Raw genomic sequence first — 11,339 nt, forward strand, 5'->3', positions numbered from 1 at the left:
CGCAATGCCGCGATTGTACCAAGCTTGGTGTAAATCTGGTTTAAATTTCAGTGCTTGGTCGTAGGATGCGATCGCTTCTTCAGTGCGTCCTAAATCATCTAGCGCAATGCCGCGATTGTACCAAGCTTGGTGTAAATCTGGTTTAAATTTCAGTGCTTGGTCGTAGGATGCGATCGCTTCTTCAGTGCGTCCTAAATTTATTAGCGCATTGCCGCGATTGTACCAAGCTTGGTGGTCATCTGGTTTAAATTTCAGTGCTTGGTCGTAGGATGCGATCGCTTCTTTGTAATCTTGTCCAGCAAGCTGCAAATCTCCCAGTTTAATTAGTAATTCTGCTTGGCTACTAGTTCTTTGATAATCTGCTGCAATTAATTCTTGAATAGCTAGTATTTGCTGAGTTCTTTCTTCTGGCGTTAGCGTGAGATATTTTTCATAGTCTCCATTCTGGAGTATACGTGATGATTCCTGCTTGAGAGTTTCTGCATCTATAGGAAAGTCAAACAACCCCGAACGCCAGTCAAAGAAGTCTGGGGCGCGTTGAATAAAATATTTAATAGCAAATAGAGGTAGAAAGAAAACAAAACAAATATTAAAGCTATTTCTAAAACGTTCTCGCTGTTGATTCAGGTTAATTAAAACAGGCGGTACACTCTTCCAACTATATGAATAAATATCTCTACTATTCCAGCCTGTCAATCTTTTAGACTCTTCATATTCATAAAATGAATGCTCTAAACCTGTAATAAATAAAATATCTATCTGTTCTTTATTATCTAATTTATCTATAATTTCATATAAATTAGTAACAGCTTGCTTTAATCGCAAAACCTCAATATTTTTATTTGTAATATCTTCTTTAACTTTGCCAATTAACTGCTCACCCTCAGCCGGAGAACAACGAGCAAATAACAAGCCAAAGCCTTCTGTAAAGTTAAGAGTACGGACTAAGGCTTGATATTCTTCATTTGGTTCTGTTGGTAAATCTTTATCCCAATCAGTCAGTTCCAGTTTCATCAAGCTGTGTCTCACTAAGGTTCAAACTAGCAAAAGTATCCTGAAATTCTTTAATTCCTTTAATTAAAGGATGAATATCATACCAACATTGAATTTGTTCTTCTTTATCACGGTGGCGATATTCCAAAATACAGCGATTGAATAATAAGTTACGGTGTTGTTCATCATTTACTATTCGTTTAGAATGATAAACTTTAGCTAGTGCTTGCCATTCATCTGCATAAACTGTATTGCGGTAGGTAATTCTAGTTTCGCTGATTGAGCGTTGTAAAGCTCTATTCGTAATGGGTAGATTATCAGTATATTTAATTGCTTCCTTCATTAATAATAGCAAATTCCGTACATGACCTCCACTCATTAAACATAGTTGCTGTAAAGCTTCCGGCTGCTCAAACATATTTGAGATAGAAAGGTTAGGGTCAATCTGACTCACCCGCTTTTGCAACAATTCCTGGACTTTATTAATTCCTCGTTGATAATTTTTATTTTTAGGAGTTTGCACCATAATCATTGGTAAAACTTGAGCATCACTACCATAAATATCTCGTAAATCTGTAGCGCGGTTAGAGAACACCAATGAAATCGGTACTGTATAAATTAGATGGCAATTTAAAGCTTTGAGTTGTTCGCTACGGTCTAAAAAAATATGTTCGTGATTGCTGCGTCCATCTTCCTGGGGTATGGGTACAATCCGATCTAGATTATCAGCGATGACTACCAATTGAGAATATTCTGAAGGTAAGCGTTTTTTTGCATCTTCAATAAATTGATTCAAAGCCAAAATCAAAGTTTGGGTGTGGGGGTTAAGTCGTTCGCGGATTTTGTGGCGGAGACTAGGTTCGGTTCTCAATTTGGCTGTGATTTTGGCAAAAAGAGAAATTTCCTTCTCTACCTCCAGACCTTCTAAAGATACGTCAGGTAGCAAATCTTTTAAATCATGCCAGCGGCTTTTCAACCATGACACCAAAGGTTCAGGATTAGCGTTATCTTTTAATGCTTCTAATAAACGTCGTGTACAAGCAAGGAGAATATCTGTATATTGGGCATCTTCCGGCTCGATATCTTGTTCATCGGCGGCAAAATAGACAACAAAGCAACCTTCATCGTTTAAATTTTTCTGAAGACGCAGCAATTCTGTTGATTTGCCTGCACCACGATGACCAGCATAAAGTTGACAAGTTTTTCTGTCTGACAACAAAATCTCTCTACCCACCTCTACCAAAATGTCGCCATCTCCTCGCACCTCCTGACAATCGACATAAGCCGGGTCTCCTGCGGGCAAGGGTCGAAATGGGTCAAAAACGTTGTATATCTTTTTTAAAGTTGCAAAATCCTGAACCATAGGTAGAATTTACTAGTTTAGTGCGATGATAACGCAAGCTTACATGGGGATTGGGTAATCAACAGCTCTAAAATTCATTAGTGAAGTTCTGATACTCATTCACGAGTATCAAAGACTCGTCGGCGAGTATCAAAGACTCGTTCACGAGTATCAAAGACTGATTCACGAGTATCAAAGACTCGTCAGCGAGTATCAAAGACTCGGCGACGAGTATCAAAGACTCATTCACGAGTATCAAAGATTCGTTGGCGAGTATCAAAGACTCGTTGGCGAGTAAAAAAGACTCGTCGGCGAGTATCAAAGACTCGTTGGCGAGTATCAAAGACTCATTCACAAGTATCAAAGACTCGTCGGCGAGTATCAAAGACTCATTCACGAGTAAAAAAGACTCGTCGGCAAGTATCAAACACTCATTAACAAAGACACTAACAGGGAAGGAAAAAATCTTTACTTCTTTGTTCTTACACAAGAAAAGCCGGAGTTAAAGTTTTTCGCCACCGATTCACCAATTTTTGCAATTCCCCCGACAACCAGCCATCAAACTGGGGATATACTGGTAAACGCGCCATCAATTCCCACCCCGCAGGTTGTAAAATTTCTCTTAATGCCTGTTCCTGAACATGAGGATAATCAGGATTGACTTCATCTTTTGGCCCAATTCCGCCCAAATCTCGCGCACCAGCTTCGATACAAGCGAGTAACCATCGGTCATCTTTAACTAAATTCGGCGGAATTTGAATAGTAATCTCTGGCGGTAAAATCTGACGTGCTTTAGCAATTACTTCTGGTAACTGATGAGGGTTAAAAGGTGATGCATCAAAGGTTTGCTGATATCCTGGACTATGAGGTTGCAGGATAACTTCTTGAATATGGTGATAACGTTGATGCAGTTGAGATATAGCTGTTAATGTTTCCCACCAATCATCAACTGTTTCCCCAATTCCTAACAGTAACCCAGTTGTAAAGGGAATCTGTAACTCTCCCGCCCATTGCAATTGCTGTAAACGAACTTCAGGTAATTTACTCGGTGCGTGCCGATGTACACTATTTAACAATGTTGGCGTTAACTGTTCCAACATCAGCCCCATCGAAACATTCATACGCTTGAGCTTTTGCATTTCTTCAAAACTCAGTGGCCCCGCGTTTGTATGAGGTAAAAACCCCATTGAAAGCGCTAATTCACACAAATCATAAATTCGCCCAAACCACGCCTGACGCTTTGGCGAATGAGGATGCACTTCACCGCTAAGTATGAGAATTTCACAGACTTTTTCGCTTTGAAGTGGTTTTAAAATACTGTCTGCATCTGAAAGACTCATCCAGGGACTTTTACCCGGTTCGCTGCGAAAGTTGCAGTAACTACACCGATTAAAGCACTCGTAAGTGGGAACGATTGTATAAGCAGGGCTATAAGTGACAAGACGAGAATTATTAATTAGCATAAGCAGAATAAATTCGCTCTTAGTAAGCAGCCCCAGATTTATTTTAAGGTCTGGAGACGCTGACTACAAACCTTTAATTATTCACGCCCACTTATTTATTAGATAAACAAGAACTATTTTGATTGGTAAATTTCTGGTAACTGCCACCAAGGAACATGAGGATACTCGTGGTGTTCTTCGTGATAGCCGAAATGATAGCACGTGATAAATGACCACAAAATTGGACGGCTAATCGTTTGGGCACAATGAGGCTGAACATAGCCCCCAATTGGTTCACTATGTGGGAGGAAAGTACCAAAATAAAATAATTGCAATGAACTTAAAAGCGAAGGAAATACCCAAAAGTAATTTAGATTATCACTGGGTATATGGAGTATATATTTAGCAAAGTTATAAATAATGGTTAGGGCAATTATTTGTCCCCAACTCCAGTAACCTTTCATAAAATGGAAATACCAAGCAAATAAGTTTTTGTGTTTACCATTATGAAAGTCTGGGTCTATTTGAGTTGACGGATTGTGGTGGTGTAACCAATGCTTTTTTAATAATTTTTTATATGGTAAAAGACCATAAATAGATAGGGTTAATGTCCCAATAAAATGATTAATTTTGCTGTCTTGGGGAAACACTACCCCATGCATAGCATCATGAGATGTAATAAATAATCCCGTATATAAAAATGTTTGCCAAGCTATGCTAGGCAATAGCATCCAAAGTTTTAACTTGGAGATGTCAAGGGGAAGTAATAAACTCAAGCTAATAACCCATGCACTAACAATGACAATAGCAATGAAAAGTCCTTTAAACTGAGATTTACTTTTCACTACTGGACTCAGTTTTGTTTGATGACTGGGTGGTTGTTCTAATTGAATCACGCTTTTACTCCGCCTAGTATTCAGGTGAAAATTTCTAAAATATAGTCATCACAAAAAGCACTAACCACCAGCCAGAAAACTCTATCAGTGGTAAGTGTTTTGCATCGGATAGTGCCAACACTTTAAGATGTTTAGAAATATTAAGATACTTGAACTATTATTACACATCCAACCGCCAAACCAACAACTATTTTTGGTATGGCGGTTGGATTATATAAGTCATAGTACTGATAGCTTTAGTAATTATAAAAACTAGTATTTTTAATATGGGGCTTTTTAGGGACTTCCAAAGTCTGGGAAAAAGGCGGTAACATAATTAGCGGCAACAGTAGGGAATAAAGTGGAGTAATTCGTGTATGATACTGTAGCTGTTGAGATCCCAAACTAATGTAAGCTAGAAAGCGATCATTGGCAAGCGATCGCTCTAAAGTTCAGACTGAGGATTAAACCTCAACTCTAAGGATGAGATTTTCAAGCTTTTCAGGAAACACTTTGAAATTAGCAAAATAGTATTTATATTGTCAAAAAAATCTCATGTAAATTAGAAAATTTATTGGTTTTTCTTATGTAAACTGATAAAGATAAAATAATGAATATGGCTCCTAGTAAGCTAAAAAACTGGAGCCACTTACTACAAGAGAATGCTCATAATTACTCGCATTCTCGTTTAGTCACATAGTGGTGGTAGCGAAACATTGCTTCTAATTGCGCTTGCACTAGCCAACCACTGACAAATTCAACTCCTCCTCCACCAGGCATAGAGAAGGAAATAGCGTCAGTTAATCTGGTTTTGCCATTTTCCGCTTCAAATTCATGTCGATGTATCCAAGATTCAAAGGGACCAGATATCTGTTCGTCAGTAAACAGGCGATATTTGTCACATTCAGTATGACGCGCTAACCAAGTTAAGGGTAATGGGCCGAGAAACAAGCGAAATTCGGTGATAGCGCCCACGTTTAGCCCTCCCTCACGACGAACCACTTGGACTGGCTGCCAAGGTGGATTCAACAGTTGCAAAATATCTGGCCTTTCGTGAAATTTCCAAACTACTTCTGGTGAGGTATTAATTACTGAGGAATGTTTAAAGTGCAGCATGGAAAGAAAAACCTAAAATTCAACTTTCAGATTCGGTATCAATCTCGATATCTAGAGTATCTTCATCAACCCGCACGTACAAAATATTTGGGTTACAGCAAACTTGACAATCTTCAACGTAAGATTGCTGCCCTCCAGCACTCAAATCAATAAAAGTTAAGTTCGGTTCGCCGCAATAAGCGCAGTAATACTCAGCTGTGTTTTGCATCAAGTTTTCAGCTACGAATTCAATGGCTGTAATTCTTTTGAGGATGGATTGATATAACTCTGAGCATCAGCCAAATGCTTTAGTAGTGTAGACTGTGGCAGAGGCCCTTGCAAGTGGCTCCAGGGTAATACTTGTTCTGTTGACCATTCGGCGTGGACGTAGAAATCTAAGTCAGGGATTTGCCCTTTGAGTTGCTTGAAAGCACGTTTATAGCTACCCAAGGAATCGCCAAAGTCACGAGTAAGTTCGATAAGTTGGGAGAGTCTGCGATCGCCTCTCGATAATAAAGCCTGTATAATCGACCAATTATAGCTTTCTGGGCGAAATTCTATTCCCTGCGGTTTTAACTGTTTTTGCAAAAACTGCAACCGCTTTTCGGCTTGGCGATTCACCCCAAACCATTGAAACGGTGTGTGTGCTTTGGGTACAAAGGTGCTGCATCCGTATGTTAAGCGTAATCCCGGTGCAGCTTTTTTGATATTACGCATCATCGTCACGGTTTGCTCTAAATCTTCTGCTTCTTCACCAGGAATTCCTGCCATTCCGTAGAGTTTCAAGCTTTTTAAGCCGCCAGCTTTGGCATTTATCGCTGCTTGGATGATTTCATCGTTATGCAGCTTTTTGTTGACGATTTGCCGGATTTTCTCGGAACCACTTTCTACTGCAATGGTAAGCGATCGCGTGTCTCGTTTCGTCAAAGTTTCTGCTAACTGGACTGTTACGGTATTAGTTCTCACTGAGGCAATACTCAGACGAACATCATCATACTTTGGCTGACTAATATAATCTAGCAACACCTCAAATTCTGGATGTTGAGTGACTGAAGCCCCTAATAATCCTAGCCGATTTGTTACTTCTAAACCTTTAGCGATCGCTGGAATTAATGAATCTTCCAGACTGGCTGTTCTAAAAGGCAGGGTGAGATAACTCGCTAAACAAAAGCGGCACATTTCTGGACAACTTCTCACGACTTCCACCATGTAAATATTTTCCCATGCCGCTTTTTCAGTGACTACAGTAGAAGCTGATAGGGTATTTCCTCTGTAAGTTTGCTTTTGCACCACTGCGGGAATTTCGGGAGAAATTGGTTTAATAGACTTTACTTCACCACCTTTTGTGTGATATTCCACCTGATACAAACTTGGTATATAAATTCCTGGTATTTGTGCAAGTCTTCTTAGTTGAGTTTGTCTTGAGGCATTTCTTACTTCTTTGTAAGCCTCAATAAAATTCCCTAACAGGGTTTCACCATCTCCCAGCAAAATTACATCAAAAAAATCTGCAAAAGGTTCGGGGTTAGCAGTGAGAACGGAGCCACCACCAAAAATTATCGGATGAGAATCATCACGAAAGGTTCCTCGAATAGGAATTTCTAAAAATTCCAGCAAATTTAAAATATTCACATAATCCAGCTCCCACGAAATAGAAAATCCCACAATTTCCGGCGTTCTGGGGAGTTGTTCGTGAGTATCTGTAAACAGGCGACTCACCTGCACATCATCACGCATTGCAAAAGTTGCCCACACTACCTGATAGCCAAGGCTAGTGATACCTACGCTGTACTCATTGGGAAAGGCGAAGATTATGGGGATAGCGTTGGTGTCTGGGGTAGTAGGTGTAAATAGAAGGCGTTCAGAGTCAAATACAGATGATGTCACAGGTGTTTGTTAGAGGCAAGTTTATCTATATTTAATTTTAAGCCATAGAATAATTAAGTTAAAAACTAATGTTACAGCGTTAGCAAGAATAATTGGCAAGGATTGTAAATAAATTCCATAGATTAGCCACAAAAAAACACCACTTATGAATGTAATCAGCGTCACCAAAGAAACATCTTTTGCTGATTTTGTTTGCCAAGTTTTAAACATCTGTGGCAAAAAAGAGATTGTGGTTATTGTGGCGGCAGCTAATCCTAAAATTGTTATAAAATCCATGCTATGGAACCAGATCAATTCATTTTTAGTGTAACGCTAGAGTAACACTTGCATTACATTAAAGTTTACTTAGTTTATCTTTTGCTTTTCTAATTCAGATTTTATTATTTGAATTTTTGATATAAGACTTTGCCCAAGCATACCGTTGTGGATCTTTGTTTAGTAGGTAGTTTATCACTTGCCGACGCTTGCTTTCATCCTTAGCATTTTTCACTACTCGCTTGATTTCAGAATCCATATCTCTAGGATTAGCCCCACGTTTGATTGCTTCTTGAAACCAATATTCACCATCTGAATATTGATGTCGTTCAAAACAAATAGCCCCCATCAAAGTGTAAGGGTGATGGCTTTTTGGTTGATATTCAATAGCTTGACGGGCACAATTTTCTGCTTTATCTAATTTATCAATATCTCGAAAAGCTCCACCTCTGCTAGTTAGCAAAGCTGACTTGAGTTTATTTTCTTTGATTTTGTCTAATTCCAAATTATTTGTCAGTTGCAATGCCTGTTCTGGTTCATCTGCTTTACGCCAATGGCTACTAGCATTTGCTAAATTCCATTTGTTATCAGTGCGTTGAAACTCCTGTTCATAGAAATTTGCTTCAATTGTGTGATAAGCAATCCAAATTTTACCAGAAAATAATTTAGTCTCTTGATACTGAGACTCTTTTTGCCATGTATAATAACTATATGTTGGTTGAAGTACTTCAATTTTAGTCTCTTGAAGCCAAGCAACATCTGTTGGTTCAAGTCGCTCTTTTAACTCAAGCTTTTGCAAAATTGTGTATAAAAGACTGGTATGTGATTTATCTTGATAGCCTAAAACATCATATTTTGATTTCAAAGCTGCAAAGTGCTTTTGTTGTGCAAGGGCAATGATATCTTCTCGCCCATTATTCTTTAGCCACTTAATTTCTAATTCATTTAGAGTTTCCCCTGATTCTATATTTAACTTGAGACTATTAGCATATTTATTATTAGCAATTTCTATTGTCTTACTCAGCTTACGCTTTCTCAAGAAGTTAATATCCTGTTCACCTAACTGATTAGAAAACTCAAGCCTTTTAAGAATTTTATACAGATGACTCTTAGGCGATGAATCCTCATAATGAGTTACTTGATATTTATATCTCAAGGCGGTAAATTCTCGTGTTTGTTGCAATTCTTGAGCAATGGCAATTGTTTCATTAAGTCCTTGCTGTTCCAGCCAGTTAATTTCTGACTCACTCAAATCACTTTCTATGTCAATATTTTGCAGTATTAAATATAATGGACTGGATAATGATAAATCAGAGTGCAGATTCGCTTGGTATTTATCTCTTAACTTAGCAAAGTGAGTTTCTTTTATGGACTCTTGTTGTTGAAAAACTTCTGCTGTTTCAAAGAGTTCGTTATCTATCAGCCAATTATATTCAGAATTACTTAAACGTTCTGTTAACTCTAACTTTTTGAGTATTTGATAAAGTTGACTATCAGGATATGAGTCTTCATATTGAGTAGCTTTGTATTTAGATTTAAGTTGACTAAATAGTTTTACCTCTTTAGCAATTTTATTGGTTTCATATAAACCATTTGCTCTTAGCCATTTAACCTCTGAATCAGTAAGGAAATTTCCTGACTCCAGTTTCAAAAGAATGAAATAGAGATGACTAGATTGCCAGGAACCGTTATAAATTGTAGCTTTGTACTTAGACTTCAATTTGGAGAATTCAAATTCTAAATTTCCAAATTCTTGTACTTTATGTTTCTGCTTTTGCTTGATAGCTTCTAAAGTCTCCTCAAGCCGAGATTCTCCCAACCAATTAGATTCTAAGTCAAGGAGTTCAATTCCTAAGTCAAGTTTTCGTAGTATGAGATACAGCAAACTAGTTGGTAATGAATCTTCATATTGAGTTACTTGGTATTTGGACTTTAAAGCAGCAAAGTGTTCTAAGCGATTTTGAGACTCTTTACCCATATTGCTAACAGATGCGATCGCACGTATTTAAGTGTGTTATCCGCTACTATAGCAATACCAGTAAAAAAGGGCGAGTCAGACACCCACCCCCGAAGCATAAATATTTTCTGAAAGTCAAAGTATAATCGCTACAACACCTTACACTGTCCATGATGTCGTAACAAATGGTCACACAATACCAGCGCCACCATCGCCTCAACCATTGGCACTGCACGCGGTAACACACAAGGATCGTGTCGTCCTTTCGCGGCTAATAGCGTTTCTTCACCTTCACGAGTTACTGTTTTTTGCTCTTTTCTAATTGTCGCCGTTGGCTTAAATGCAACTCGTAAAATGATATTTTCTCCGTTGGAAATTCCCCCCTGAATACCACCAGAACGGTTAGTTACAGTGCGAATTTCACCATTTTCATCAATATAATATTCGTCGTTATGCTCAATTCCTGTTAACAGCGTCCCTCCAAAACCGGAACCAATTTCAAAGCCTTTGCTAGCTGGGAGAGACATCACACCTTTAGCGATATCAGCTTCCAATTTATCAAATACTGGTTCGCCCAAACCTTTCGGCACATTACGAGCTACACATTCTACGACACCGCCGATAGAATCACCTTGTCTACCGATTTGCTCAATTAATTCAATCATGCGATCGCCAGCTTCAGCATCGGGACAGCGCACGATGTTGCTTTCTACTTGTTCTAAGGTGACTGTATTTGGATCAACTATGCCTTCCAAATCTTTGATGCGCTTAACATAAGCGATAACTTCAATATTGGCAACTTGACGGAGAATTTTTTTAGCGATCGCACCTGCTGCTACTCTGCCAATTGTCTCACGCGCTGACGATCTACCCCCGCCTTGCCAATTACGAATGCCATATTTTGCATCATAAGTTGCATCCGCATGAGAAGGGCGATACTTCTCGGCCATCTCGTCGTAGTCTTGCGACCGAGTGTCTTTGTTCCGTACTAAAATTCCTATAGGCGTTCCTAGTGTTTTGCCTTCAAATACACCTGATAAAATCTCGCAGGTATCGGCTTCTTTGCGAGGTGTGGTAATTTTACTTTGTCCCGGACGCCTTCTATCTAATTCTACTTGAATTTCTTGTGCCGAAATTTCTAGTTGTGGAGGACAACCATCAATCACAACCCCCACACCACCGCCGTGAGATTCACCAAAAGTAGTTATACGAAATAGATGACCAAAAGTGTTGCCCATGATCTTAAAGAAAAAGGATGAGGCTTATGTATTTTACCTAGAGTTTGTGCAAAAGTTAATTTTATGCTTTGGCACTCGGAATGTTTGATGTATAGCCTATCTTTTACCTAGACAAATAAGAAAGCGCCCTCCGTTACCAGAGGGCGCTCTCTTATTTAGCTAAACTTCAGAATTAACCGTTGATAGCAGGAGCAGTTAAAGCTACAGGAGCGGAATCACCAGCAGCCAAATCAAGCGGGAAGTTGTGAGCATTAC

At 38.9% G+C, this 11,339-nt stretch carries 12 protein-coding genes and 1 pseudogene; 1 reads left to right on the top strand and 12 read right to left on the bottom strand.

Features of this window, described 5'->3' with window-relative positions; genetic code table 11:
• The 9 genes from V7K60_RS32460 to V7K60_RS32500 form a co-directional block, all read right to left on the bottom strand.
• Nucleotides 1-1,014, bottom strand: a 1,014-nt coding sequence (locus V7K60_RS32460; protein WP_334931985.1) for a tetratricopeptide repeat protein, incomplete at its 3' end; no start/stop codon positions are given.
• Nucleotides 995-2,356 carry an ATP-binding protein gene (locus V7K60_RS32465; RefSeq protein ID WP_334931987.1) on the bottom strand — a complete coding sequence of 454 codons (1,362 nt, stop codon included), beginning with the start codon at nt 2,354-2,356 and terminating at the stop codon, nt 995-997. The genes V7K60_RS32465 and V7K60_RS32460, both read right to left, overlap by 20 nt.
• 67 nt (nt 2,357-2,423) lie before the next feature.
• Nucleotides 2,424-2,762, bottom strand: coding sequence for a hypothetical protein (locus V7K60_RS32470; RefSeq protein ID WP_334931989.1), 339 nt, complete (start codon nt 2,760-2,762; stop codon nt 2,424-2,426).
• A 55-nt stretch (nt 2,763-2,817) separates the two neighbouring features.
• Nucleotides 2,818-3,798: a 7,8-didemethyl-8-hydroxy-5-deazariboflavin synthase subunit CofG gene (gene cofG / locus V7K60_RS32475; RefSeq protein WP_334931991.1), complete on the bottom strand. Its 981-nt coding sequence runs from the start codon at nt 3,796-3,798 to the stop codon at nt 2,818-2,820.
• A 113-nt stretch (nt 3,799-3,911) separates the two neighbouring features.
• Nucleotides 3,912-4,673 (bottom strand): beta-carotene ketolase CrtW, encoded by a 762-nt coding sequence (crtW, locus tag V7K60_RS32480; RefSeq protein ID WP_334931993.1) that lies wholly within the window; start codon nt 4,671-4,673, stop codon nt 3,912-3,914.
• A gap of 651 nt (nt 4,674-5,324) precedes the next feature.
• Nucleotides 5,325-5,768: an SRPBCC family protein gene (locus V7K60_RS32485; RefSeq protein WP_334931995.1), complete on the bottom strand. Its 444-nt coding sequence runs from the start codon at nt 5,766-5,768 to the stop codon at nt 5,325-5,327.
• A 19-nt stretch (nt 5,769-5,787) separates the two neighbouring features.
• Nucleotides 5,788-5,976 carry a CPXCG motif-containing cysteine-rich protein gene (locus V7K60_RS32490; RefSeq protein WP_012411100.1) on the bottom strand — a complete coding sequence of 63 codons (189 nt, stop codon included), beginning with the start codon at nt 5,974-5,976 and terminating at the stop codon, nt 5,788-5,790.
• Between the two features lie 11 nt (nt 5,977-5,987).
• Nucleotides 5,988-7,634 carry a B12-binding domain-containing radical SAM protein gene (locus V7K60_RS32495; RefSeq protein WP_334931997.1) on the bottom strand — a complete coding sequence of 549 codons (1,647 nt, stop codon included), beginning with the start codon at nt 7,632-7,634 and terminating at the stop codon, nt 5,988-5,990.
• Between the two features lie 21 nt (nt 7,635-7,655).
• Nucleotides 7,656-7,853 carry a SemiSWEET transporter gene (locus V7K60_RS32500; protein ID WP_334932002.1) on the bottom strand — a complete coding sequence of 66 codons (198 nt, stop codon included), beginning with the start codon at nt 7,851-7,853 and terminating at the stop codon, nt 7,656-7,658.
• Here V7K60_RS32500 and V7K60_RS32505 point away from each other — a divergent pair.
• Complete coding sequence (locus V7K60_RS32505) at nt 7,780-7,944, top strand: hypothetical protein (RefSeq protein WP_334932004.1); 165 nt, start codon at nt 7,780-7,782, stop codon at nt 7,942-7,944. The two genes, V7K60_RS32500 and V7K60_RS32505, sit on opposite strands and share 74 nt — an antisense overlap.
• 60 nt (nt 7,945-8,004) lie before the next feature.
• Here the strand turns inward: V7K60_RS32505 and V7K60_RS32510 are convergent, their stop codons facing one another.
• The 3 genes and pseudogenes from V7K60_RS32510 to V7K60_RS32520 form a co-directional block, all read right to left on the bottom strand.
• Nucleotides 8,005-9,867, bottom strand: a complete 1,863-nt coding sequence (locus tag V7K60_RS32510) for a tetratricopeptide repeat protein (RefSeq protein WP_334931999.1) — start codon at nt 9,865-9,867, stop codon at nt 8,005-8,007.
• Between the two features lie 128 nt (nt 9,868-9,995).
• Nucleotides 9,996-11,084 carry a chorismate synthase gene (gene aroC / locus V7K60_RS32515; protein ID WP_334932001.1) on the bottom strand — a complete coding sequence of 363 codons (1,089 nt, stop codon included), beginning with the start codon at nt 11,082-11,084 and terminating at the stop codon, nt 9,996-9,998.
• A gap of 172 nt (nt 11,085-11,256) precedes the next feature.
• Nucleotides 11,257-11,339, bottom strand: a pseudogene (locus V7K60_RS32520) (photosystem II protein D1); the annotation flags it as partial.

This window comes from Nostoc sp., from assembly GCF_036917555.1.
Lineage (GTDB): Bacteria > Cyanobacteriota > Cyanobacteriia > Cyanobacteriales > Nostocaceae > Nostoc.

Coding starts and splice junctions, on each gene's coding strand:
- V7K60_RS32465 (WP_334931987.1), bottom strand. CDS start 2,356: ATGGTTCAGGATTTTGCAACTTTAAAAAAGATATACAACGTTTTTGAC.
- V7K60_RS32485 (WP_334931995.1), bottom strand. CDS start 5,768: ATGCTGCACTTTAAACATTCCTCAGTAATTAATACCTCACCAGAAGTA.
- cofG (WP_334931991.1), bottom strand. CDS start 3,798: ATGCTAATTAATAATTCTCGTCTTGTCACTTATAGCCCTGCTTATACA.
- V7K60_RS32505 (WP_334932004.1), top strand. CDS start 7,780: ATGAATGTAATCAGCGTCACCAAAGAAACATCTTTTGCTGATTTTGTT.
- V7K60_RS32490 (WP_012411100.1), bottom strand. CDS start 5,976: ATGCAAAACACAGCTGAGTATTACTGCGCTTATTGCGGCGAACCGAAC.
- aroC (WP_334932001.1), bottom strand. CDS start 11,084: ATGGGCAACACTTTTGGTCATCTATTTCGTATAACTACTTTTGGTGAA.
- V7K60_RS32510 (WP_334931999.1), bottom strand. CDS start 9,867: ATGGGTAAAGAGTCTCAAAATCGCTTAGAACACTTTGCTGCTTTAAAG.